The sequence below is a fragment of the Oscillospiraceae bacterium genome (assembly GCA_015067255.1).
In the GTDB taxonomy this organism is placed as follows: Bacteria; Bacillota; Clostridia; order Oscillospirales; family SIG519; genus SIG519.
In genome coordinates this window covers 1-25627 of sequence record SVMS01000028.1, presented here as the reverse complement: position 1 = coordinate 25627, position 25627 = coordinate 1, and the positions used below count along the sequence as shown (strand labels likewise).

General features: G+C 37.0%; 22 protein-coding genes, 2 tRNA genes and 1 pseudogene. 17 read left to right on the top strand and 8 right to left on the bottom strand.

Annotated elements, in window-relative coordinates; all coding sequences use genetic code 11:
• Window positions 1-232 precede the first annotated feature (232 nt).
• Window positions 233-979 (bottom strand): helix-turn-helix domain-containing protein, encoded by a 747-nt coding sequence (locus tag E7480_07110; GenBank protein MBE6904360.1) that lies wholly within the window; start codon window positions 977-979, stop codon window positions 233-235.
• A 144-nt stretch (window positions 980-1123) separates the two neighbouring features.
• On the opposite strand from E7480_07110, the gene E7480_07105 reads away from it, so the two are divergent.
• From E7480_07105 to E7480_07075, 7 genes and pseudogenes are all read left to right on the top strand, one after another.
• Window positions 1124-2320, top strand: coding sequence for a hypothetical protein (locus E7480_07105; GenBank protein MBE6904359.1), 1197 nt, complete (start codon window positions 1124-1126; stop codon window positions 2318-2320).
• A gap of 24 nt (window positions 2321-2344) precedes the next feature.
• A complete protein-coding gene (locus tag E7480_07100; GenBank protein MBE6904358.1) occupies window positions 2345-3190 on the top strand; it encodes an L-ribulose-5-phosphate 3-epimerase in 846 nt (281 codons plus the stop codon).
• A complete protein-coding gene (locus tag E7480_07095; protein MBE6904357.1) occupies window positions 3191-4696 on the top strand; it encodes a carbohydrate kinase in 1506 nt (501 codons plus the stop codon). It abuts the gene before it with no gap.
• Window positions 4690-5379, top strand: a complete 690-nt coding sequence (gene araD / locus E7480_07090; GenBank protein MBE6904356.1) for an L-ribulose-5-phosphate 4-epimerase — start codon at window positions 4690-4692, stop codon at window positions 5377-5379. Before E7480_07095 ends, araD begins: the two co-directional genes overlap by 7 nt.
• Before the next feature lie 59 nt (window positions 5380-5438).
• Window positions 5439-5624 (top strand): annotated as a pseudogene (locus E7480_07085) (DNA-binding protein).
• Between the two features lie 168 nt (window positions 5625-5792).
• Window positions 5793-6044: a hypothetical protein gene (locus E7480_07080; protein ID MBE6904355.1), complete on the top strand. Its 252-nt coding sequence runs from the start codon at window positions 5793-5795 to the stop codon at window positions 6042-6044.
• 131 nt (window positions 6045-6175) lie between these two features.
• Complete coding sequence (locus E7480_07075; protein ID MBE6904354.1) at window positions 6176-6829, top strand: hypothetical protein; 654 nt, start codon at window positions 6176-6178, stop codon at window positions 6827-6829.
• Window positions 6830-6918: 89 nt separating this feature from the next.
• On the opposite strand, the gene E7480_07070 is transcribed toward E7480_07075, so the two are convergent.
• Both E7480_07070 and rpsB read right to left on the bottom strand, forming a co-directional pair.
• Window positions 6919-7833 (bottom strand): elongation factor Ts, encoded by a 915-nt coding sequence (locus E7480_07070; protein MBE6904353.1) that lies wholly within the window; start codon window positions 7831-7833, stop codon window positions 6919-6921.
• A 28-nt stretch (window positions 7834-7861) separates the two neighbouring features.
• The gene (rpsB, locus tag E7480_07065) at window positions 7862-8602 is read right to left on the bottom strand and encodes a 30S ribosomal protein S2 (GenBank protein MBE6904352.1); all 741 of its coding nucleotides are present in this window, start codon (window positions 8600-8602) and stop codon (window positions 7862-7864) included.
• Between the two features lie 343 nt (window positions 8603-8945).
• Between rpsB and E7480_07060 the strand changes: the two genes are divergently transcribed.
• Entirely contained in the window at window positions 8946-10283 is a 1338-nt protein-coding gene (locus E7480_07060; protein ID MBE6904351.1) for an MATE family efflux transporter, read from the top strand.
• A gap of 44 nt (window positions 10284-10327) precedes the next feature.
• Here E7480_07060 and E7480_07055 read toward each other — a convergent pair.
• A tRNA-Met gene (locus E7480_07055) sits at window positions 10328-10404 on the bottom strand.
• 195 nt (window positions 10405-10599) lie between these two features.
• Here E7480_07055 and E7480_07050 point away from each other — a divergent pair.
• Window positions 10600-11430 carry a prohibitin family protein gene (locus tag E7480_07050; protein ID MBE6904350.1) on the top strand — a complete coding sequence of 277 codons (831 nt, stop codon included), beginning with the start codon at window positions 10600-10602 and terminating at the stop codon, window positions 11428-11430.
• Between the two features lie 616 nt (window positions 11431-12046).
• On the opposite strand, the gene E7480_07045 is transcribed toward E7480_07050, so the two are convergent.
• On the bottom strand, window positions 12047-13249 hold the full coding sequence (locus tag E7480_07045; protein MBE6904349.1) for an MFS transporter: 1203 nt from the start codon (window positions 13247-13249) through the stop codon (window positions 12047-12049).
• Window positions 13250-13405: 156 nt separating this feature from the next.
• On the opposite strand from E7480_07045, the gene E7480_07040 reads away from it, so the two are divergent.
• From E7480_07040 to E7480_07030, 3 genes are all read left to right on the top strand, one after another.
• A complete protein-coding gene (locus E7480_07040) occupies window positions 13406-14776 on the top strand; it encodes a sodium-dependent transporter (protein MBE6904348.1) in 1371 nt (456 codons plus the stop codon).
• 13 nt (window positions 14777-14789) lie between these two features.
• Window positions 14790-15365, top strand: coding sequence for a nitroreductase (locus E7480_07035; GenBank protein MBE6904347.1), 576 nt, complete (start codon window positions 14790-14792; stop codon window positions 15363-15365).
• A 228-nt stretch (window positions 15366-15593) separates the two neighbouring features.
• Window positions 15594-16448 carry an SDR family oxidoreductase gene (locus E7480_07030; protein MBE6904346.1) on the top strand — a complete coding sequence of 285 codons (855 nt, stop codon included), beginning with the start codon at window positions 15594-15596 and terminating at the stop codon, window positions 16446-16448.
• A gap of 105 nt (window positions 16449-16553) precedes the next feature.
• Here E7480_07030 and E7480_07025 read toward each other — a convergent pair whose 3' ends face one another.
• The 3 genes from E7480_07025 to E7480_07015 all read right to left on the bottom strand — a co-directional run bounded on the left by E7480_07025 (window position 16554) and on the right by E7480_07015 (window position 20320).
• On the bottom strand, window positions 16554-17507 hold the full coding sequence (locus tag E7480_07025; protein ID MBE6904345.1) for a hypothetical protein: 954 nt from the start codon (window positions 17505-17507) through the stop codon (window positions 16554-16556).
• Between the two features lie 81 nt (window positions 17508-17588).
• The gene (rlmD, locus tag E7480_07020) at window positions 17589-18956 is read right to left on the bottom strand and encodes a 23S rRNA (uracil(1939)-C(5))-methyltransferase RlmD (GenBank protein ID MBE6904344.1); all 1368 of its coding nucleotides are present in this window, start codon (window positions 18954-18956) and stop codon (window positions 17589-17591) included.
• The gene (locus E7480_07015) at window positions 18956-20320 is read right to left on the bottom strand and encodes a citrate/2-methylcitrate synthase (GenBank protein ID MBE6904343.1); all 1365 of its coding nucleotides are present in this window, start codon (window positions 20318-20320) and stop codon (window positions 18956-18958) included. Before E7480_07015 ends, rlmD begins: the two co-directional genes overlap by 1 nt.
• A gap of 81 nt (window positions 20321-20401) precedes the next feature.
• Here E7480_07015 and spoIID point away from each other — a divergent pair, with 81 nt between their 5' ends.
• The 5 genes from spoIID (at window position 20402) to E7480_06990 (ending at window position 25316) form a co-directional block, all read left to right on the top strand.
• Window positions 20402-21451, top strand: coding sequence for a stage II sporulation protein D (spoIID, locus tag E7480_07010; GenBank protein MBE6904342.1), 1050 nt, complete (start codon window positions 20402-20404; stop codon window positions 21449-21451).
• 61 nt (window positions 21452-21512) lie between these two features.
• Window positions 21513-22226 (top strand): M23 family metallopeptidase, encoded by a 714-nt coding sequence (locus E7480_07005; protein ID MBE6904341.1) that lies wholly within the window; start codon window positions 21513-21515, stop codon window positions 22224-22226.
• 60 nt (window positions 22227-22286) lie between these two features.
• Window positions 22287-22363: transfer RNA gene (locus tag E7480_07000), tRNA-Pro, on the top strand.
• A 400-nt stretch (window positions 22364-22763) separates the two neighbouring features.
• Window positions 22764-24854: a hypothetical protein gene (locus E7480_06995; protein ID MBE6904340.1), complete on the top strand. Its 2091-nt coding sequence runs from the start codon at window positions 22764-22766 to the stop codon at window positions 24852-24854.
• A gap of 30 nt (window positions 24855-24884) precedes the next feature.
• The gene (locus E7480_06990) at window positions 24885-25316 is read left to right on the top strand and encodes a DUF2513 domain-containing protein (GenBank protein ID MBE6904339.1); all 432 of its coding nucleotides are present in this window, start codon (window positions 24885-24887) and stop codon (window positions 25314-25316) included.
• The last annotated feature ends 311 nt before the right edge of the window (window positions 25317-25627 follow it).

Here is a 25627-nt window from a genome sequence, read left to right as displayed (position 1 = left end):
TCAGACAAGGCATAAAACGGAGTTAATCCTCAATGGATTAACGAGTATTTTAACGTAGAATGAGCGAAAATCCGCCTTTTTAAAACGAGTTTGAATTATTTGCTCTACCCTATATGTACGCCGACGAAAACGGATTGACGAAATCTGCACTCTTTTTGGACAGTCTCACAGGGTGTCGAAAGGTTTTTCGACACCCTGAAGCAAGAACGAAAAAATTTCGTTCTTGCTTTTTTTACATTCCCGAGGCTTCGCTTTTCCAATTGCTCGGAGAGAAGCCTGTTTGCTTTTTAAAAACTCTTGAAAAATAATAGTAATCCGAATAGCCCGACCGCCACGCAATTTCCTTGACGGAAAGTCTTGAAATTTTTCTTGTGCGCAAAAGCTGCTTTGCATATTCAATCCGCTTCTCCGTTAAAAACTGTAACGGAGTTTTTCCTATCTGCTGTTGAAAAAGCTTGCGGAAATAGTCATTGTTTAAAGGAATATCGGCTATCATTTCTTCAAGATTGAATTTACTGTTTCCTATGTTGGAAATAATAGCCTTAACAGCCTTTGAAATATAGGCGTTCAGATGAGGAATATTAGAAAGAGAAATAATATACTGGTGCAGCACCTGATAAATGGAATCTACTATATTGTCCCAGTTTTCACGCTTGAGATGATACTCTAAATAAAGCTGCTTTAATATACGTAAAAAATCCTCATTTTCAGTATCGTGAAGCTTTAAAAATGATATAACAGACATCTCAAAATCCAAAAATGTATAGTGATAATTTTTAAAGCCCGTATCCGAATAATCCGTATGCTTTATATTGGGCGGAATTACAAATATATCCCCTTTTTCAAAGGGGATGATTTCATCACCTATTTGTACATTCCCTTTGCCGTGTGTATAATACACTACCTCCCAAAGCTCGTGATTGTGAAGATGAACTACGTAAGTGTTGTCAAACAAGCGGCCGACATAGTTGATTTTCATAAAAAAACACACCTCTTTCCTTAGTTACTGTATCATAAAATATCCGTTTTGTCCATCATTAAATCCTAAATATATATTTTTTTGATATCCTGCCTTATATATACTGAAAATATAATCTTAAAATTTAGGAAAGCGGTGAAGTATATGAATAAAAAGGAAATGAAAAAATATTTAGAAGAGAACGGCGGAATTTTAAATTTAATCCCCGTATTTGTACCAAGAAGATTTGGCTCTGCAGGACATAGACTCAAGCTTCATCCCGACGATTATTTTGCTCTCGGTACAAAAAGAGGCTCTATCAAGGAAAGATGGTTTTCATCTGTAATCTGTGCTATGAACGGTGAAGATGCGGCAGCAGATGAAGGTATAAGCTATGTAAACATTGACTCAAACATAGAGCACAAAATATCTCTTAAGGAATTTGTTGATACCTTAAAAGCCGATTTAATAGGCGCTCCTTTATTTGATAAATACGGAACATGGCCTATGTATTCAAAATTTTTTGACTATGAGGGCCCTCTTTTCCACCATTTACACCTTGATTTTGAAGCTGCTGCCCGTGTAGGCAAAATAGGTAAGCCTGAGGCTTATTATTATCCGCCTCAGTATAATAATTACAGCGGCAAATTCCCGCACACCTATTTCGGTTTTGACCCAGATGTAACAAAAGAAGATGTAAAGGAAAGGCTTAAGGATTACGAAAACCGTGATATCCGTATAACTGAGCTTTCAAGAGCATATCGCATTGAGCTTGGTACAGGCTGGTATACTCCTCCCGGAGTAATTCACGCACCCGGCTCCTATCTCACCTACGAACCTCAATGGAATTCCGATGTAAACTCTGTATATGAGAATATCTGCGACGGCGAAATTTACGATTACAGTTTTTTGACAGAAAACTGTCCTGAGGACAAAATGAGAGATTTGGACTATGTTATTGACCTTTTGGATTGGGATAAAAATGTAGACCCCCATTACAAAAAGACATATTTCCGTCCTCCTATAACAATTATACAAAACGAAAGCTACACTGAAAAGTGGATAGCATACGGAAACGAGTATATAGCGGCAAAAGAGCTTACGGTTGCACCCGGTAAAACCGTTGTGATAAAGGACAATACCTCTTACGGCTGTATTTTAGTACAGGGCTTCGGCACAATCGGAAAATACGAATGTGCGTGTGCTACAATGCTTCGTTTCGGTCAATTAAGTCAGGATGAGTTCTTCGTTTCCTATGATGCAGCAACAAAGGGCGTTGAAATTACAAACAAAAGCAGCTGTGAGCCTTTGGTACTGCTCAAGCATTTCCCCAACAACGAAAATGTACCTACAATGAATTAACGAGTATTTTTAGGAGTGATATTTTTGAAAGGATGTACACTTGGTCTTTATGAAAAATCAATGCCCAACGAATTGTCCTGGAAAGAAAAGCTAACAGCAGGACAAAAGGCAGGCTTTGATGCATTGGAAATCAGCGTAGACGAAACAGATACACGTCTTGCCCGTCTTAACTGGACAGCACAGGAAAGAAAAGAGCTGTTACAGCTTACAAGAGATGTGGGCTTTTATATCAATACTATGTGCCTTAGCGGACACAGAAAATACCCCTTGGGAAGCGGTATTCCCGAAATTGAAGCACGCAGTATGGAAATAATGGAAAAGGCTATCGAGCTTTCCTACGATTTAGGCATCCGCATTATTCAGCTTGCAGGTTACGATATATACTACAACGAGGTTTCTACTCCTTCTACAAGGGAAAGATTTTTCTGCAATTTGCAAAAAAGTGCAGAAATGGCAGCGTCCCGAGGTGTAATACTTGCTCTTGAAACTATGGAAAATGATTTTCTCAATACTATTGAAAAGGCTATGTACTATGTTGACAGTATAGCTTCTCCATATTTAAAGGTTTATCCCGATATGGGAAACGTAACCAATGCAACAGACCACGTAGCCAAGGATATAAGAAGCGGCAAGGGACATATCGTAGCGGCACACCTTAAGGAAACTGTACCCAATGTTTTCCGTGATATGAAATTCGGTGAGGGCAGAGTGGATTTTAAAATGGTAACAGATGTTTTAAAATCACAGGGCGTTACAATGTATACTGCTGAATTTTGGTATGACGGTAAGGAAAACTGGGAGCAGGTGCTTCGTCAAAGCCACGATTATTTACGTCCTTATTTGGACAAAAATCAAAGGGCGGTGAATTGATTGAAAAAATATTTTATGGGCATTGACAACGGCGGCACAATGACAAAGGCGGCAATTTTTGACTCAGATGGAAAAGAAATTGCTGTTGCCTCTGAAAATACACCTGTAATTTCCACAAAAGAAGGCTTTCAGGAAAGAGATATGATGGTTCTTTGGGAAACGACCTGTAAAGCTATCTCAAAAGCTATTGAAAAATCAGGAATTGATGCTTCTTTAATCATTGGCATCGGCTGTACAGGACACGGAAAAGGCCTTTATCTTTGGGGCAAGGACAACAAGCCCGCCTATAATGCCATAGCCTCCACCGACCACAGAGGCGCACCCTATGTGAAAAAATGGAAGGAAAGCGGCGTTTTTGAAAAGGTAAAGGAAAAAACTCTTCAAAATATTTTAGACTGTCAGCCTGTTTCAATTTCAGCGTGGCTTAAAGAAAATAAGCCCGAGGTTCTTAGCAATATCAAATGGATTTTTGAAGCTAAGGATTTTATCCGTTTTATGCTGACAGAAAAGGCTTTTGCCGAAATGACAGATTATTCAGGCACCTGTCTTATGAATTTAAAAACAAAAGCCTTTGACAAAGAGCTTTTAGCTCTTATGGGTCTTGAAGATTTATATGAATGTCTGCCTCCCCTTAAAAGCTCCTATGATTTTTGCGGTACTGTAACTAAACAAGTCGCAGAAAAAACAGGACTAAAGGAAGGCACTCTTGTTTGCGGCGGTATGTTTGACATAGATGCCTGCGCTATTGCTATGGATGTAAGCCGTGAAGAACAGCTTTGCGTTATTACAGGCACCTGGAGTATTAACGAATATATCTCAAAAGCTCCTATCAAGCCCGACTCAACAACCTTAAATTCTTTGTTCTGTATTCCCGAATATTATCTTATTGAAGAAAGCAGTCCCACATCAGCGGGAAATTTAGAGTGGGTAATTGACACAATGCTCACAAAGGAAAAGGAAGAGTGTAAGGCTAACGGCACATCTGTCTATAAATATATAGATGAGCTTGTTTCAAAAACAAAGCCCCAGGACTCAAAAGCCTTATTTATTCCCTTTTTATACGGCTCAAATGCCGACTATCCCCACGGCGCCTTTTTAGGTCTTGAAACTGCGAGCAAAAAAGAACATTTGCTTACAGCTGTTTTTGAGGGCGTTGCCTTTTCACATATGGTGCATATTGAAAGACTGCTGAAATTGAGAGAAAAGCCTGAAAGTATACGTATAGCAGGGGGAGTTACGAAATCTGACGTCTGGCTTCAGATGTTTGCCGATGTTATAGGTATTCCTTTAGAGGTTGTGACAGTTAAAGAATTAGGCACCTTAGGCTGTGCTATTGCGGCAGCTGTCTGTGCGGGGGAACATCCTGATTACAAAACAGCGGCAAAGAAAATGGTACAAATGGATAAGGTTATAAAGCCTGATTTACAGCGCCACAGTATATATTTGAAAAAATTCGAATTATTTAAAGCATTAGTTGATGCGTTAGGAAGTGGAATGAAATGTTAGAAGAATTAAAGCAAAAGGTATTTGAAGCTAATATGCTTCTGCCAAAACATAACTTAGTAACATTCACCTGGGGTAATGTTTCAGCAATAGACAGAAAAACAGGACTTGTCATAATAAAGCCGTCAGGCGTTGACTATGATAAAATGACAGTTGATGATATGGTAATCATAGATTTGGACGGAAACAAAGTTGAGGGAAAGCTCAATCCGTCAAGTGATACTCCTACTCACTTAGAGCTTTATAAAGCATTCTCTCAAATCGGCGGCATTGTTCATACACATTCAAGATATGCCACAAGCTTTGCACAGGCACTTTGCGGAATTTGTGCCTACGGAACAACTCACGCAGATTATTTTTACGGGGAAATTCCCTGCACCCGTTTATTAACTGAAGAAGAGGTTGAAAAGGATTACGAGAAAAATACAGGTCTTGTAATAACAGAAACCTTTAAAAAGCTTGACGAAAATGCAATTCCTGGAGTTGTTGTTGCCAACCACGGTCCTTTTTCCTGGGGTAAAGATGCCTTTAACGCCGTACACAATGCAGTTGTAATGGAAGAGGTTGCTTTAATGGCAATTCAGACTAAAGCCCTGAATCCAGATGTAACCCCTATAAACAGTTATATTTTAGATAAGCACTATAACAGAAAACACGGCAAAAATGCATATTACGGACAAAAATAAGATAGTCTTCGGACTATCTTATTTGCTTGTATGTAACGTATTTTTGCAGCTTATATCAAAAGATGGCACTTGCCGAGGCAGGTATTCAACTTTTCGGCAGAGTCAGCGGATCCTGCGATGCCGCAGTCAAAGCGTCGCTTGGCAGTACGCTTGGATTTAATCCCAACGTAAAATGTAACCATCACGACCATCACGGCGAAGGTCACACCTGCGGCGATCACGGTTGCGGTCATAACTGTCACTAAATAGAATGACGGCAAGGGTTACTTGCCACCGTAGTCTGTCGAACAACCCCAAACCTCAAGCGAGATTTGGAGTTGAATTTTTAAAATTGCAAAAATCAAAGAAAAAACAAGCAAAAATCCATATAGGTGAGACATATTCTACCTATGAATTGCATATTTTTCAGGTTCATGGCAGAAAAATTAAGTCTGGAGCAATACACAAACTTTAATACCAACGGTGATATCCCTGAAAGTGTTATAGAAGCCTTTGTAGAAAAAATCGAGGTTTCAAAGGATTGCTTCAGGTGGCATCTTCGTGGTGACTTCGGCGGCGACTCTCCCATTCTTATGAATGTGGAGGGCAATCGCAAGAAAGGGGCGACAATTTCGCCCCAGTACATAATTCCCCCTGCAAACTTTGGCGACTCAGGCTGCTATTAAATAACCTAAGTAATTAGATTTATAAAGCAAAACTATCCGTCTGAAGCAAATTCAGGCGGATTTTTGTATGTATTGTAATTATTTAGTGTTTCTGCTATAATATAACAAAAAGAAAGATTGAGGAGCAGACAATGAAAGTTATAAGTGATATTAGATTGTATAAAAGTTCTGAAACAGATAATCTTTTAGAACTTTCAAATAAATCACTCAATCTTTCTGTGCATCGTATTGTTATGAAATTGAGAGAGTATGGTTTCTCGTTGGGTGAATATGACCATTTATATTTTAATTTCACAACATTAAAATCCAAAGGCACAATCGAGTTAAATCATTCGGGAGACCGATATCATCCTTGGTACAGGTATTACGACATAGGTGTAAGTCAAAATGAATACAATAATTTGGAAAACACCGATTGCACAGCTTTTGTGATTGATAAAATTAGATTTGTTCTATGCAATTTATTTAATGCAAAAGATGTTATTGACCCCGCTCTTGTTGAAGCTAAAAAGGGCGCCGAAATGTTAATGCACTTTAAAGAAAAGAAATCTGCCAAGGGCATTGCAACGATTTATTTAAGATTATTGGACAACGGAAAATACCTTCCCCTGCTTTGCGTAACCGATACAGTTGGAAACGAAATTCTTCGTGCAGATTTACACGAAACGATTCATTTAAATATCATTGGAGAAATACAGTTGAACAGCAAAAAAGTTACTGTTAAGCCCAGAAAAAATGTTTTCGCAAAAGAGTTTCATCCTATATCTTTTGAAATAAAGTTGTAACTTTACATCCCCTCTTTTGTGTGTTGTGGGACAGGATACTATAAAAAAACCTTCCGAATTTTTCGGAAGGTTTTTTGTTGTAGGTTTAATTATTTCGCCATATTTGCAACTTCTGCTGCAAAATCGTCTTCTCTCTTCTGGAGACCTTCGCCCTTTTCAAAGCGGATATAAGATTTAACCTTGATGCTTCCGCCTAAATCAGCAGCTGTTTTAGCAACGAATTTTTCAACGCTCATTGAAGAATCCTTAACATATTCCTGCTGCATAAGGCAGTTTTGCTCATAGTACTTACCAATTCTTCCGCTAACCATTTTCTCAATGATTGCATCGGGCTTATTCGCATTCTTCGCATCGTTTTTAATCTGAGCGATAAGAATGTTTTTCTCGTTTTCGATAACATCTGCAGGAACAGCCTCTTTATCAAGATAAGGAGCGTTCAAAGCAGCAACCTGCATACAAAGGCTCTTTGCCATATCAACAAACTCTGCCTTATCAGCAACGTCTGTATCAAAATCCATAATAACGCCGATTCTGCCGCCGCCGTGGATATAAGATACTACTGTACCCTCTATACGAGCGAAACGACGAATATTCATATTCTCACCGATAGTAAGAATTTTCTCTGTAAGAACTTCACCGACTGTAAGCTCAGCACCGTTAAACTTAACGTTTTTAAGAGCATCAACATCAGCGGGATTTTCTTTAGCAACAGTTACTGCAACACCGTCAACAAAAGCCTGGAACTCTGCATTTTTTGCAACGAAGTCAGTCTCTGCGTTAACCTCAACGATAGCGCCTACATTTCCTTCTATATAGCAAGCTACAAGACCTTCTGCAGCAATTCTTGATGCCTTTTTAGCAGCAGCAGCAAGTCCTTTTTCTCTTAAAAATTCAAGAGCCTTATCCATATCTCCGTCTGTGGCGGTAAGAGCCTTTTTACAGTCCATCATTCCGCAGCCGGTCTTTTCTCTTAATGCTTTAACATCAGCAGCTGTAAAAGCCATTGTTATTCCTCCTAAATTTTAAATTTAATTATTCAGCAGCTTCTTCTGTGGGAGCAGCTTCAGCTTCATCAGCCTCAGGAGCGTCTTCACCCTGTCTGCCTTCGATAACAGCGTTTGCAATTGTGCCTGCGATAAGCTTAACTGCTCTGATTGCGTCGTCGTTTCCGGGGATAACGTAATCAACCTCATCAGGATCACAGTTTGTATCTACGATAGCAACGATCGGGATATTAAGCTTTCTTGCCTCTGCAACTGCGTTTCTCTCCTTGCGGGGATCAACGATAAACATTACAGCGGGGATTTTCTTCATTTCTTTAATACCGCCGAGATATTTCTCGAGCTTTTCGATTTCAAGCTTTAATTTAACAACTTCCTTCTTGGGAAGCAAATCAAAGGTTCCGTCCTCTTCCATCTTGTGTAACTGAGCAAGACGTTCTATTCTCTTTCTGATAGTTTTGAAGTTTGTAAGCATGCCGCCCAACCAACGAGCGTTTACATAGTACATACCTATTCTCTCAGCTTCCTCTTTGATAGAGTCCTGAGCTTGTTTCTTAGTACCTACAAAAAGGATTTCTCCACCCTCAGCCGCAATATCACGAACGAAAGCATAAGCTTCCTCGATTTTCTTTACGGTCTTCTGAAGGTCAATGATATAGATACCGTTTCTTTCTGTGAAGATGTACTCTGACATTTTAGGGTTCCATCTTCTTGTCTGATGTCCGAAATGAACACCTGCTTCCAGCAATTGCTTCATAGAAATTACTGACATTGTTTTTTCCTCCTAAAAATAGTTTTTAACCTCCACCAGCTTCATTACTCTTAAGGGCCCGTTTATATAGAAATATAAACAATTAGCGCATTTTACGCCTGCGGCACTTCTTAAAAATTCCGCCAATGTGCGATTTTACCGAAATATTATAACACAATCAAATTAAAAAGGCAAGCTTTTTTTATTAATATAATGACTATTTTTGATATAAAATATATATTATCTATGTTACTTTTAACGACTTTTTATACTTTTTGATATTATTTTTAAGATACTTTTAAAATTGTCTTTTAAATATTTGTATGATATAATTATATAAGTTTTTATTGAGAGGGTTTTTAAATTGAGCAGATCTATGACAAGTGGAAGCCCTTCTAAAGCTTTGCTTCTATTTGCAATTCCACTTATTTTAGGAAATATTTTTCAGCAAGCCTACAGTCTTGCTGATTCCATAATTGTAGGAAACTTTGTCGGTGCAAATGCTCTGGCGGCTGTAGGAACTACAGCTTCCCTCACCTTTTTATTTATTGCTGTGGCAACAGGTACGGGAATAGGTTCAGGAGTGTTGATTTCTCAGCTTTTCGGCGCAAAAGAATTCGGCAGAATGAAAACTACAATATACACTTCCTTAATTTCAATTTTTGCAATAAGTGTTATTTTAACTATTTTAGGACTTATTCTTTGCCGTCCTATTCTTGTTCTTATGCAAACACCTGAAAATATTATGAACGATGCGGAAGACTATTTAAATATCTATTTTTTAGGTATGGTTTTTCTGTTTATGTATAACATTGTCAATTCTATTTTCAACGCTTTGGGAGAGTCTAAAAAAACACTTTTCTTCTTGATTATAGCTTCTATTCTAAATATTTTTTTAGACCTTCTTTTTGTTGTCAAGTTCAATATGGGTGTAAGAGGTGTAGCTATTGCCACTCTTATTTCTCAAGTTTTATGTTCTTTAATTTCTTTCTTATTCTTATTAGCAAAGCTCAGACAATTCAAGGAATTTAAAGATTTTTCCTATTTTGACATACAAACTCTTTCCAGTGTAGCAAAGCTTGCTATCCCCTCCGTCATTCAACAATCCACCGTATCAATAGGCCTTATTTTAGTTCAATCTCTTGTAAACAGCTACGGCTCTGTTGTGGTTGCAGGCTATACTGCCGCAACTAAAATTGACGGCGTTGCGATAATGCCTATGGTAAACGTAGGAAATGCTATGTCTACCTTTGCAGCTCAGCACATTGGAGCTAAAAAGCAAGAGCGTATTCCTAAGGGACTTCGCACTTCTTTTATTATGGCTTGCTCCATCGGCCTTTTAATTGCAGGCATTGTTTATTTATCCGGAGAAAGCCTTGTTGCTCTTTTTATGGACAGCTCTGCCAATGTTGATTCAATTAAAATAGGCGTTGAATATTTAAGAGTTGTTTCGATTTCTTATTTCATAATGGGCTTACTAAACGTTACCAACGGAACAATCCGTGGCGGCGGTGATATGAAAAACTTTATGCTTATAACCTTTTTGAACCATCTTGTCCGTGTTTCCTTTGCCTATATTTTTTCCTTTATTTTCGGATATTCGGCAATCTGGTGGGGACTGCCTGCCGGTTGGACCGTAAGCTTTATCTTCTCATATATAGTTTACAAAAAAGGAAATTGGCTGAAAAAAAGTATATATTGATTAAAAAAAGCACCTTTTGTCCGCAGACAAAAGGTGTTTCTTTCTGGTGGGCCTTCAGGGACTCGAACCCCGGACCAACCGGTTATGAGCCGGTTGCTCTAACCAACTGAGCTAAAGGCCCGTGTCAATATGTTTTTGGCACGCTTAATATAATACTATAAATTTTTTAAAATGTCAATACCTAATAATCAATTTTTTACTTTTTTTATTTAGCTTTCCTATTATTGACATTGTTTTTAAAAAATGTTAATATCAATGTAATATAATTATTTTATAGTATTATATATTTTAACCGTATAGAAAGGACTTTTTAAAAATGGAAAACGTTATTCCCGTAAAAACCCCATCAACCAAAAAAATAGCAAAAATCATTGTAACAGTTATCATTATTCTTGCTCTAATTATTCTTGCTCTTGCAAGCGTTAAAACTATCCCTGCGGGCTTTGTAGGAATAAGAACACAGTTCAGCGCTGTAACAGGCGGATATGTTCCTGCGGGCTTGAATTTCAAAATTCCCTTTATTCAGGATATTGTTCCCGTTGACTGCCGTATTCAAAAAATAGAAGCTGACTCTACAGCACCCAGCCGCGACCTTCAAAATATTACAAGTAAAATTGCCGTAAACTTTTCTATTGATACTGCTATGGCAACTACTCTTTACAAAGATGTCGGCGTAAATTACCGTGCCGTTATTATTGACCCTGCTGTTCAAGAGGTTGTTAAAATGGTAACTGCTCAATTTACAGCTGAAGAGCTTATAAGTAAGAGAAGTGAGGTTTCAAACCTTATGACAGAAGGACTTACCTCTAAAATCTCTTCAAAGGGTATTATAATCCACGATTTCAACGTTATAAATTTTGAGTTCTCCGATGAATTTGACAAAGCTATTGAGGCTAAGCAGGTAGCTCAGCAACAGGCTTTAAAGGCAGAGCAGGACCTTGCAAGAATTCAGATTGAAGCTCAGCAAAAAATTGTTCAGGCTCAGGCAGAAGCTGAGGCATTAAAGCTTCAGAAGCAAGAAATCACAGAAGAACTTCTTGAACTTCGTAAAATTGAAGCTCAGCTTTCAGCTATAGAGAAATGGGACGGAAAGCTTCCTACTTATAACGGTTCCGACGCTGTTCCCTTTATTGACATTACAAAATAATAAACGATGAATTGTCACATGCTTTGATATAAATTGGGGCACCGGAGAATTTATTTGTGTGGCAAGAAATAGCTATGGCGAAAATGAACACTTGCAATTTGATATTGATACAAGAAAACTTATATCAAAGCTACAAGATTCAACCGAAACTATGTTTGTAGATAATAGATATATTGAAATGTCAGAAGAAGAAATTAAAAATCTATAACTTCGCATAAATAGTGTTTACTGTGGTAAACGCTAAAATTTAAAATTTTCTTTTATGTTATAATCAATCAAAGGCGATAATAAGATAAAAAATGTTATAGGACACCCTATAACGCTTGGCGGAATGGGAAATGACGGGCCTTCCTTTGCCGCAGCAAACGACATCTTATGAGTATATATTATCGAGAAAGCAACAATACCCTTGGTCGCTTTGCTCTTTATGTTGAATAAAAGAAACGGTCGATTAGAGCTTTTTATACTCTAACCGACTTTTTTCATTGTGAAAACAACAAGGTTCTGGGGTTCCTGCCCGCATTTTTAATGCGTAGGCGGGTCAGGTTCTTATTGTGAAAACAACAAGGTTCTGGGGTACTCGCCCGCATTTTTAATACGTAGGCGGGTCAGGTTCTTATTTCCGTATTTTTTTGTATGGTAAACAAATTATTACTCCGACTGTCATTAAAGCAAACCAGATTAAAATCAAAAGACCCCATCCAATAGTAGTTACAGCTGCAGCAAACAAAGACGATGCCACAGCAGCGGTAATATAGTTAACAAAATCCAAAAAGCCCGTAGCTCCTGACACCATACCTGTATCTCTCAGGCTTGGACAATAACAGCTCCAAAGCATAGAAGAAGCACAGTTAGAAGCAAAAACACCTAAAACCATAAAAATAATATTCAGTACCGGTTGAGCAAGGAAATATACAAGTAAAAATGAAACGGCAGCAACACTAAAAGCAATCAATAATGTAGCGTTCATATTGCATCCCAATCTCTCATATACAAAAACTGACACAAATGCGGCAACAGAAATAACAAGAGTTGCCACTGTATAAATTATAGCGGCAGTATCTGCTGAAAAGCCCAAATAATCAGAAATATATGTAGTCAGCCAATAAATAACTGTAATACGGATTACACCGGTAACAATAGAGATTACGGTAAATTTTATAATTTTATGTTTCAACAATACTTCAACAGATTGTTTAAAACTACCTTCGTTTTTAGGCTTATCAAATTTGTGGTACTGTAGCATACCCTGTTTTTCAAAAAACAAAAAGCCCAAAAAGCAACAAATTCCCATTACAATCAGCACAATACTGCTAACATAAAAGGTAGTCTGCCATACAAATAAAAATGCTAAAACTCCTGCCAAAGGCGACCCGAAAAAGCTGGCAAAATTATATCCCAAGCTACAACGCGGTGCATACTTCGGGTCTACATTTTCAGCAACTGTTTTAGTCATAGGGCCATATATCATAGAAAGAAAAAAGCCGGTCATACCATATGCCGCATACGCCATAAACGGTAAATGGGCAAACAGGGCAAAAACTATATTGCATACACCTGAGAAAAGCAATCCAAAGCTAATCATATATTTAGCTTTGATTTTATCTCCAAGCAATCCATTTATCAACTGTCCTATAGCATAGGCAACAAAGAACAGCGACGAAAGATTGCCTGACAAAGTCTTATCAATTACTTTAAGCTCTTCCATTTGAGGTGCAACCGCACCTAAAACATTACGTGCCAAATATACTGACAAATAAGAAATCGCACACATACTGCCAATAAGCACAGCTTTTTTAACTGCTGAATTTTCTTTCATAACAAGCTTCCTTTTTTGATAGTGTAAAACCGTCTTTTATTGTATCAATTTATTTTTTAAAAATCAAGAAAGCATCAAAATTAAACTATAAAAATATTTGAATTTATTCGTTATTTATGATATTATATTAAAATCAATAAAAAAATAGGTGATTTTATGAAAGAAAGAGAAAAATTTTCATCACGCCTTGGATTTATACTTATTTCCGCAGGCTGTGCTATCGGTCTTGGAAATGTATACCGTTTTCCGATTATGACGGGAGCATACGGCGGAGGCTTGTTTGTTCTTATTTATATTATATTTTTATTGCTTTTGGGACTTCCCATTATGACAATGGAGCTTGCCGTTGGCAGAGCAAGTCAAAGAAGTATTGCCTCCTCCTTTGATGTATTAGAAAAAAAGGGCCAAAAGTGGCATTGGCTGAAATATTCAGGTATTGCCGGAAACTATCTTCTTATGATGTTTTATACTACAATTTCATCGTGGATGGTTATTTACTTTTTCAAATATTTAAACGGCTCAATTCTTGAATTTTCAACCTCTGAGCAGTTAAAGACTGTATTTGATAATGTAGTTGACAATCCTTTGTTATTGATAGGTGCTACTTTTGCTATTATTATCCTTTGCTTTGGTGTTTGCTCCTTAGGTTTACAAAAGGGTGTTGAAAAAATCACCAAAATTATGATGATTGCTCTCTTTTTGCTTATGATAGGTCTTGCAGTATATGCCTGCACTCTTCCAAAAGCCGCGGAAGGCTTGAAATTCTATCTTATTCCAAGTCTTGACGGAATTAAAGAGCACGGTCTTTGGACTGTTGTTTCTGCCGCTATGGGACAGTCATTTTTCACTTTAAGTATAGGTATAGGTTCAATCGCAATTTTCGGAAGCTATATAAATAAGGACAGAAGCTTGCCCGGTGAAGCTATTACTATTATGTCTCTTGATACATCTGTTGCTCTTATTTCAGGACTTATAATATTCCCTGCTTGCTTTACTTATAACAACGGAGTAACTGCCGATGCATCAACAGTAAGCGCAAGCTTTCTCTTTACCACACTTTCAAGCATTTTCAATTCTATGGCAGGCGGAAGATTTATCGGTTCTTTATTCTTTGTCTTTATGACCTTTGCGGCTCTTTCAACTGTTATAGCTGTTTTTGAAAACATTATTTCCTTCTGGTTAGAGCTTACCAATATGAGCAGAAGAAAAATTGCTCTTATAAATATTTTGTTGGTTTGTCTTCTCTCTCTTCCCTGTATACTCGGCTTTAATGTTTTGTCAGATATTCAAATTGCAGGTAAAGGAATTATGGACCTTGAAGATTTTACCGTTTCAAATATTTTATTGCCCTTGGGAAGTCTTTTCTATGTGCTATTCTGTACTGTACGCTACGGATGGGGTTGGGATAATTACTTTGCCGAGGTTAATGAAGGCAAAGGTATAAAGCTCCCTAAATTTTTAAAGCCGTATCTACGCTATGTTTTGCCTGTTATTATAATTGTTATATTGATTGTATCAGTAATCTGACGGAGAAAATATTATGAACTTAAATGAAATTATAATGTCAAGACGCACTATCAGAAAATTCAAGCAGACTCCTCTTTCGCAAGAACAGCTCAGAAGCTATGTTGATGCCGCACGTGTTGCTCCGTCGGCTGCTAATCTTCAGCCTTTGAAATATATTATAATTCAAAGTGAGCAAACAGTCAGAAAGCTCTTTGATTTAGTAAAATGGGCAGGATATCTTGCTCCTGATTACAATCCAAAAGAGAACGAGCGTCCCACAGCATATATTGCAGTGTGTGCCGATACAAAAATTCGTGAAAATGGCTATGACATAGATATAGGTGCAGCAGTGGAAAACCTTATTTTATCTGCTCTTGCTGACGGCGTAGGTGCCTGTTGGATGGGCGCTATTGACCGTCCTAAAATCAGCGAGCTTTTAGAATTGCCTGAAGCTTTAACTCTTTCTTGTGTTGTTGCCCTTGGCTATCCTGCAGAAAGTCCTAAGGAAGCTGAAGTAAAAAATGAAAACATTAAATATTATTTAGATGATAATAGCACTCTTTGTGTTCCCAAACGTTCATTGGAAGATGTCATTGTTAAAACCGTATAATATAGGAGCTGTAAAAAAACGAAAGTTTTTTTACAGCCTATTTTTAGGGGATAGGAAAAAAGGTGCAGAATCTGTCAATTTCGCGCCGACAAAGCCTTGTCGGCGGTTACCCAACGGCGTACAGAGGTACGTCGAGGGCAAAATTGGCAGATAGTATAAAACGTATATTTCTTAAAATAATTAGCAAAAAGATGTTTTTCTGTTAAATTTTGCTCTTTCTTTCAAGAGATGATAATATATAATCCTTTATTTACTTGTTTTATGCGTTCTGCGCTTTTTTTACATCCCATTTTTATATTGACAAAACCTTTTTATCCAAAGTATAATATTGAAAGAACAAAGCAAAACCGTTCGGGAGGTATTATTATGTTAAAGGGTAAGGTTGCCGTTATAACAGGCGCAGGCACAGGAATAGGAAAAGCGATAGCTTTAAGGCTTGCAAAGGAAGGCATCAATTTAGCTCTATGCGGAAGAAACTTAGATAATCTTAAAAAGACCAAAGACGAGGTTGAAAGGCTCGGTGTTAAAACCTTTATAATGCAAGGTGATTTAACTGACGATAACTATCTTTTTTCCTTTATAGATAAAATTGCAGAGCATTTCGGTTCAGTTGATATTGTAATCAACAATGCGGGTATGGCTTACAACGCTAAGCTTGAAGATACTCCTGCAGAGGTTTTTGACAATATTATGAAGCTTAATGTCAGATGTACTTATTTCTCCTGTCAGACAGCTCTGTCTCATTTAAGAAAATCAGATTGGGCAACAATAATAAACATATCATCAAATATGGGCCACAATGCCTACGCCTGCCAAAGCGCCTATGTTGCTTCAAAGCACGCCGTTCACGGAATGACAAAAGCCCTGGCAAAAGAGGTTTACAAGGAAGGCATAAGATGTCACATAATAAGCCCCGGCGGAGTTTATACCGATATGGTGAAAATCTCAAGACCTGACCTCTCAAGCGACGGAATGATATTGCCAGAAGAAGTAGCAGAAACAGTTGCTTTTCTCATAATAAACAGAGGCAACGCTGTAATAGACGAAATAAGAGTACACCGCATAGGCAAAGAACCGTTTTAAAGACCAAAAAACAAATTGTAAAATAAAAATTTTATGAAATAATCCACCTGATAAATTCCCAACATATCAGCAAAAAAGCGGAGCAATTTGCTCCGCTTTTGTTATTTATTTTGCTTCTAAATAATAAAGCTTTCCAATCAATTGTTTGCTTTCTTTATTATATGGGCAGTTTTCTTTTTCTCCCATATATAAGACGCTTTCGCTTGATTTAAAGGCACGAATTACAAGCACATTTCCGCGCTTACCAATTTTGCAAACTTCGTCGTATATTTCAAAATTAGTTGGATGCCAATGTGTAATTCCGCTTCCAATCTTGCCAAAGGATTTTTTGTTAACCCCTAAGTAACACTCTCTTGAATCTATCCCAATATCTATTTGAATTGAGTCATATAAATTCCAAATTATATTTATGTCCCCATCAACATAATAGTCTCCGCAAAGATCAGGAGTTTGTTTCATCATTTCAAAGAGTTCTTTTGCATTTGTAGGAACTCGAAGTTTTAACAAAGAATCTTCATTTTCAAAAGCATAATCAAAACTCCAAGTCAAAAAAATACACTCAGGAATATCTATACCGTTCAAATCTGTCCTAGGAAACATTTCTCTTTCAATGAGTAGTTTTATGCAGGAAGAATCTATTTCTTTGTCAATCTTTGAAACCAAGTTATTGTATGCTTCTTCAAAAGGGTTCCAATGTCCGTCATAATCTGCTTCCCAAATAGATTTTTCCTCGTTGAAATCAATCTGCTCAAAATCAGGGAATAAGTACAATATGTTCTCAAACATAAAATACTCTAAACCATTTGACTCCTGTCTCATATAATCTATTGGCAAATTTCTTCTCTTGATACCATTATAAAACCTATATTCAGGCGAATATAACAAATACCTTTTATATGGCAGGTTAAAGTCTTTAAAATATTCTGAATTGGTATATTCTTTTTTGTTTTTGGGCATTTCAAAGAGATATGCAATGGAAGCAGTACAAATCCCTAAAATAATAATCGGGGAAAAAATGACTACACAAATGCAAATCAAAACTTTATGATACCATTTCATAATCACATCTCCTTCTCGCCCCGCAGGGCATATCGAGTTGCGAAGCAACATATCGAGCCGAAGGCTATATCGAGCGACGCATCAGCGGCGCATATCGACGTCGAGTCGTCGTGTCAGACACACGACGGACTCGACGTGTGCTGTTCTGGGGAACATATCAAAGGGGAAAACTTCTTTTACTGTATATTCTCCCTCGCAGAGAATTTTTACATCTCTTGCCAATGTAGCAGGGTCACAGGAAACATACACAATTTTCTCAGGTGCAAGTGCTTTTATATCTTCAAGCACGGCGCTGTCACAGCCCTTTCTCGGAGGGTCAACAATTATTATGTCAGGCTTTACATTTTGCTGTTCTAACCATTTTTTGCCCATTGACGAATTTCCTGCATAAAATTCAGCGTTTGTAATTTCATTTATTTTTGCATTTTCCTGTGCATTTTTAATGGCATCTTCAACAATTTCAATACCGTATATTTTTTTTGATTTTTTTGCCGCTGTTAAACCTATTGTGCCTGCTCCGCAGTACATATCCAAAAGTATACTATCTTTATTCGGATTTGCAAGCTCTAAAGCTTTTTGATAAAGACGCTGTGCCTGCTGTCTGTTTATCTGATAAAAAGAATGAAGAGATATTTTAAAAGTAAGCCCGCAAAGAACATCAAGAATATAATCTCTGCCGTAAAGCACTTTGCCTTTACTCCCCATAATCACATTAGTTTTTTCTTTATTTATATTTATACATACGCCTACGATGTTTAATTTCAATTTATTGAGAATTGAAATAAGCTCTTTTTCATAAGGCAAGCTATCTGCATTGATTACAAGGCAACAGAGTATCTCTTTTGTCTGTTCGCCTATTCTCAAAAACAGATGTCTTAAAACACCTTTTTGGGTTTCTTCATCATAGGCGCTTATATTATAGCTGTCTGCCCATTTTCTTACCTGCGCCGCTATAATATTAAATACAGGATTTTGAATTTCACAGTTATTTGCAGCCACTATTCTATGGCTGTTTACCGCATAAAAGCCCGTTATTGTTTTTTTATTTTGCTTTCCTATGGGGAAAACTGCTTTATTTCTGTATCCATATGTTTCTGACGGCATACAGCTATGAACTTTTATATTCATTGAAGCTATTTTTGAAAAAGCATCAGAAACACGTTTGGTTTTAAGCCTTAGCTCTTCATCATAAGATATATGACGAAAGACACAGCCGCCGCATTGTGAAAAAGTTGCGCAGTCTGTGTCTGTTCTTTTATCTGATTTTGTTATTAAGGATATAAGCTTACCGAAGCCATAGTTTTTTTTAAGCTTTACCACAAGCACCTCAGCTCTGTCCCCCACAGCAGTCTGCGGAACGAACAGTGTAAAGCCATTTACTTTACCCACTCCGAAGCCCTCGGAGCTTATATCCGTTATGTCAATAATAACTTTATCGTTCTTATTCATTATCTTTCGCCTATAGGTATATATTCTTTATCCTTTGAAATGCTCTTATATGCAGGTCTTATAATTTTTCCGCCTGTTATTATCTCCTCTATTCTGTGAGAGCACCAACCTACAACTCTTGCAAGAGCAAAGAGAGGAGTTATAATTTCATCGGGAATACCTAACATTCTGTAAACAAAGCCTGAGTACATATCCACATTTGCACAGATTGTTTTATATTCATTTTTAACCTTTGCAAAAACCTCGGGAGTTAATTTTTCAACTGACTCCATAAGCAAAAATTCATCGTAACAGCCTTGCTTTTGAGCAAGCTTTCTTGCACTTTCTTTAAGAATAACAGCTCTTGGGTCGGAAATAGTATATACTGCGTGACCCATTCCGTAAATAAGGCCTGAGCCGTCGCCAGCTTCTTTTTTCATAATCTTAGTCAAATACTCAGCAATTTCCTCTTGATTTGACCAATCCTTAACATCTCTCTTTATATAATTGAACATTTCGGTAACTTTGGCATTTGCGCCGCCGTGCTTATGTCCCTTAAGAGAGCCTACCGCTGCAGAAATAGCAGAATATGTATCTGTTCCCGAAGAAGAGAGAACTCTTGCAGAAAATGCAGAGTTATTACCGCCGCCGTGTTCAGCGTGCAGAATAAGACAAAGGTCTAAAAGCTTTGCTTCTTCATCGGTATACTTACTGTCAGGACGCATAAGATATAAAAAGTTTTCAGCAACTGACAAATCGGGGTTATTATAATGAATAAACATACTTTCTCTATCATAAAAACGACGCTTTGCCTGATAAGCATTTGCTATGATTGCAGGGAATTTAGCTATAATATTAACGCTTTGTCTTAACAAATTTTCAAGCTTAAGGCTTTCAGTATCTGCATCAAAGGTATAGAGTGCCAAAACGCTGCGCTGAATACTATTCATAATATTAGCGCTGGGCATACGCATTATAACATCTTCTGTAAAATTGTCGGGCAATACGCTTGCTTTTGACAAAACGTGTTTAAATTCAGTAAGCTCTTTTTGGCTGGGAAGGCTTCCCATAAGCAAAAGATATATTACCTCTTCAAAGCCAAAGCGATTTTCTTTTTGACAGCTTGCCACAATATCCTTAATATTTATGCCTCTATAAATAAGCTCACCGTCAATAGGCATTCTTTCGCCTTCGTTAATAAGATAACCGTGAACGTTACATATATCGGTAACTCCTGCGACAACACCGGTACCGTCAATATTACGAAGTCCTCTTTTGACATTATGCTTTTCGTAATTTACTTTCGGAAAGCTGTAATTATCACGGTATTTATCGCATAAACTATTTATATATTCCTGACTTACATCAGATATTTTCTCTTGCATTGTATCATTTCTCCTTTACTGTTTCATTTTATACTAAAAACAAAAAAATGTCAACCATTTTGAAAGAAAGGAATTCAAAAAATGCAAATTATTGTAAATTCAATGTTAAAAGAAAATCTCAAAAAAATCAAAAAAATTCTTTTATTATGCGTAATTGGAAGCATTTTAACCGCTTTTATCCCTTTTTCAATTGTGAAAGGTTGGAACGCTTCTTATGTCAAATGGAAACAACAGATAAACGAATATGAAGGAGTAATATCAGAATTTTCCGACGGCAACGACATAGTTTCGGTTTTAAATAATGACGAGGTTATAACTTTAGATATGTTTGAATACATATGCTCTGTTGTAGCCGCAGAAATGCCGCCCTCGTATCACGAAGAAGCTTTAAAAGCTCAAGCTGTTGCAAGTTATTCTTTTACTCTTTATCATATAAATAATTTAGGACAGAGTCAAGAGCTCGACTCCGCTCATAAGGGAGCCGCTGTCTGCACAAATCCCGCCCACTGCAAAGCCTATCTTTCCAAAACTCAGGCACGGGAAAAATGGGGCGAGGAATATTTTGAAAAGCTATGGGCAAAGGTTGAAAACGCCGTTTCAAGTGTTTATAAAAAAGCTGCCTGTTTTGACGGCGAGCCTATAAATGCTGCTTTTTTTGCTATCTCCGCAGGAAAAACCGAAGATGCTCAAGATGTATGGGGAAATGAAGTGCCGTATCTTAAAAGCGTTGACAGCTCATTTGATAAAAGCTATCCTCAGTATATGTCAACTGTTAAAATCAGTGTTGAAGAATTTAAAATTAAGCTTAAAGAAAGCATTGATATTTCTTTTACCGACAATCACAAGGAATGGATAAGCGATATAGTAAGAAGCTCTGCAGGCGGAGTTAAAAGCCTCAAAATATGCTCTGCAGAACTCAAAGGAAGTGAGCTAAGAAGCATTTTAGGCTTACGTTCTTCAAATTTTGAAATAGTTACAAACGATGATAGCTTTACTTTTAATGTTTTCGGCTACGGACACGATGTAGGAATGTCGCAAACAGGTGCTCAATACCTTGCTCTTGAAGGAAAAAACTACGAAGAAATATTAAAATGGTATTATACAGGCATAGAAATAATTGATATGATTTGAATATAATTGCCGCTTCCGGTTAAAAATACATACACAATAATAATTTATAGGAAGTGGCAAATTGAAAACTAATTATAACAAAAAGAAAACTACAGGTATTTACGCAGCAGTACTTTTATCTCTTGCTGCAATTTTATCCTTAACTTATCTTTCAACACGCAGTGTATTTAACAGAATTGATGATGACAAGGCAGACAAAATTGCATCTTCAAATGCTCAGCAGCAAGAGCTTGAAAACAACGAAAACAGCAACAGCGTTGTTCCTACGGTAAAGCCCAAGGACGATGTAACTCAAAGCTCTTCAAGCTCTCAGAACAGCTCACAGGAGAGCAGCTCTTCAAATACTGCTTCTGAAACTACAAAAGAAACAGTTGGCTATATTATGCCTGTCAACGGTGATATCTCAGCTGTATTTTCTACAACTACTCCTGTTTTTTCAAAAACAATGGAGGATTGGCGTATTCACACAGGTATTGATATAAAAGGAAACTTAGGCGATTCTGTAAAAGCCTGTGCGGCAGGAACTGTTGAAGATATATATACAGATGAGCTTAAGGGTGTTACCGTCGTTCTTTCCCACGCTGACGGAATAAAAAGTCTTTATTGCGGACTTGATAAAAGCGTAAACGTTGAAATCGGTGAAAAAATCAAAAGCGGCAAAGTTATAGGAAAAATAGGAAACACCAATGAATTAGAAGCTTTAGAAGAGCCTCATCTTCATTTTGAAATGGTTAAAAACGGAGTACAGCTCGACCCTTTAAATATAATTAAATAAATTTAAGTTAAAGCCTTGACAATAGAGCTCTAAAAATATATAATGTATAGGCTATATTGTCGAGGCGTGGCTCAGTTTGGTAGAGCGCTGCGTTCGGGACGCAGAGGCCGCAGGTTCAAATCCTGTCGCCTCGACCAAAAATCCGTCGACTTTGTCGGCGGATTTTTTATTCAAGCCGATAGGCTTGGTATATCATCACGCGATAGCGTGTATATCATTGCCGCATTTATGCGTCGTATATCATCACACCATAGGTGTGCATATCTCTATCGGCTTGATGAGATACAGTGGCTTTGCCACTGATGATATGCAAAACTAACGTTTTGATGATATACAAGGCTTCGCCTTGATTTTAAAACCCAGTATTTATACGTTTTCTCACATTCTCCTGTCGATTTTTACTGACTTAAAATTATTAAACAAATAAATAACATCACTCCTTTCTTATTTTTTATCATAAAACAGTACATATTTACTATTGGAAAATTTTATGGTATAATTTATAAGTTATAATTTTAAAAGCGAGGTGCCGAGGTTATGGCAGAAAAGAAATATGTAATTGATAATGCCGAACTGATGGCAGAGTGGAACTGGGAAAAGAATAAAGAATTAAATTTTGATCCCGAAAAATTAACCGTTGGTAGTGGAGCAAAAGTATGGTGGAAATGTCAAAAAGGACACGAGTGGCAGGCTGTGATTGCAAACAGAAATAATGGAAATGGATGTCCATATTGCTCTGGACGATATGCTATTAAAGGTGAAAATGATTTAGAAACTGTTAATCCAACTTTAGCAAAAGAATGGAATTATGAAAAAAATGACGGATTAACACCCGATGAAGTAATGCCTAATAGTAATAAAAAAGTATGGTGGACGTGTAGCCAAGGACATGAATGGCAAGCGAGGATAAACAGTAGAAATGGCGATAATGGATGTCCATATTGCGCAGGGCGATATTGTATTAAAGGTGAAAATGATTTACAAGCAGTTAATCCAACTTTAGCAAAAGAATGGAATTATGAAAAAAACGATGGATTAACACCTGCAGATGTAATGCCTAATAGTAATAAAAAAGTATGGTGGCAATGTCAAAAAGGGCACGAATGGCAAGCTGTGATTTCAAACAGAAATAATGGAAATGGATGTCCATATTGTGCGGAGCGATATGCCATTAAAGGCCAAAATGATTTGCAAACAGTTAATCCAATATTAGCAAGAGAATGGAATTATAAAAAGAACAACGGATTAACCCCACTAGACATAATGGCTAACAGCAATAAAAAAGTATGGTGGCAATGTCAGAAAGGACACGAGTGGCAAGCTACGATAAATAATAGAAATAATGGAAATGGATGCCCTGTGTGTAATTCTGAACGAAAAACTTCTTTTCCGGAATATGCGATATTATATTACCTTAGAAAACACGGTTTAGAGGCAATGCATTCGTATAGGGAGTATGGTTACGAATTAGACATTTATATTCCGTCAAAAAAAGTTGCCATTGAATATGACGGAGGGTTTTGGCATAAAAACAGAACTAAAAATGATTTAGAGAAAAATTTAAAATGTGAAAAAGACGGGATTAAGTTATATAGGATAAGAGAAGGGCTGCCATTGTTAAACGACAGTTCTATAGATTATGTTGTTCAAGAAAATCAAAGAGACTTGTCAAAAGTACTTGAAGTAATTCTAAGTGAAATCGTTGGTGCTTGCGTTTGTATTGATATGGAAAGAGATGTAGTTGACATAGAAAACTTGCGCGTGTTTACAGAAAAGAAGAATTCTCTTTTGTTTTCTAATCCGCAAATAGGAAATGAGTGGAATTATGAAATGAATGGCAGTTTAAAGCCAGAACATTTTTCGCCAAAAAGTCATAAAAAAATATGGTGGAAATGCCAAAAAGGACACGAATGGCAAGCGGAGATAGCAAATAGAAACAGCGGACGTGGATGCCCATATTGTTCTGGTAAAAAAGTTTTAAGAGGATATAATGACTTGCAAACAGTTAATCCTGACTTAGTAAAAGAGTGGAATTATGAAAAGAACAATGGATTAGATCCTACGAATTTAATGCCTAATAGCAATAAGAAAGCATGGTGGAAATGTCAAAAAGGACATGAGTGGCAGGCTGCGATAAATAATAGAAATAATGGAAATGGATGTCCATATTGTGCAGGACGATACGTCATTAAAGGTGAAAATGATTTAGAAACGGTTAATCCAACTTTAGCAAAAGAATGGAATTGTGAAAAAAACGATGGATTAACACCTGCGGAAGTAACACCTAACAGCAACAAAAAAGTTTGGTGGAAGTGTAGCAAAGAACACGAGTGGCAAGCGACGATAAGTAGCAGAAATAGTGGAGATGGATGCCCATATTGCTCGGGACGCTATGCTGTTAAAGGTGAAACAGATTTAGAGACGGTTAATCCAACTTTAGCAATGGAATGGTATTATGAAAAGAATAACGGATTAACACCTGCAGACGTTTCGCCTGGTAGCAATAAAAAAGTATGGTGGAAGTGTAGAGAGGGTCATGAATGGCAAGCGATGATAAACAATAGAAACAGGGGACGTGGATGTCCAATTTGTGCAAAAGAAAAACGCAAGAAAAAAATTGAGATTTAGATATTAAATCTAGGTTATAGGAGTGGTTTTATGCGAATAAATATTGATTGCTTAAGGGATGTTCTTCTATATTGTATCAATAATCTTGATTATATTGAAAACGGATATATTTGGAAGTGCCAATCTGTTGATTTAGATGATATGTACAAATCTGCAGAATTTCAGCAATACAAAAAGAAGGACATAATGTATTCTGTTTTGAAGTTAAAAGAATCTGAATACATAAAGATTTCTTGTGAACAGCCGAAAGCAGAAACTTACATAGATAGCTGTCTAATAATAGATGTAACGATGAAAGGACATCAATTTGCTGAAAACATTAAAGAGCCTACAGTGTGGAATAAAACCAAATCTATTGCAAATAAGATTGGGAATCACACTCTCCATTTCCTTGAAGGAATAGCTCACGATGTTGCAGTTGAAATAGCAAAACAAACTATCTCAGCAATGATGCAACAATGATAATTTTCAACTTTTTATAATTTCCTACCTCATGTTTTTGGTTGGTTATGAACACCCCACAAATACTAAACTTCATAGAAATCAAGACCTTTGTACTGTTTATGACTGCGAAAAACCCTTATTTTATGCGGTTTTCGGCGTGATTACTATAACGCTACTCCGACCAAAAATCGACAATCTTCGACAGAAGGTTGTCGATTTTACTTTTTCACTATTAACTCTTCACTTTTCACTCTTCTCTTTCGAAACTTGTCGATTAGGTAATAAGTAATAGTGAATAGTGAAGAAGTGAAAGTTGTATAGTGAAAAAG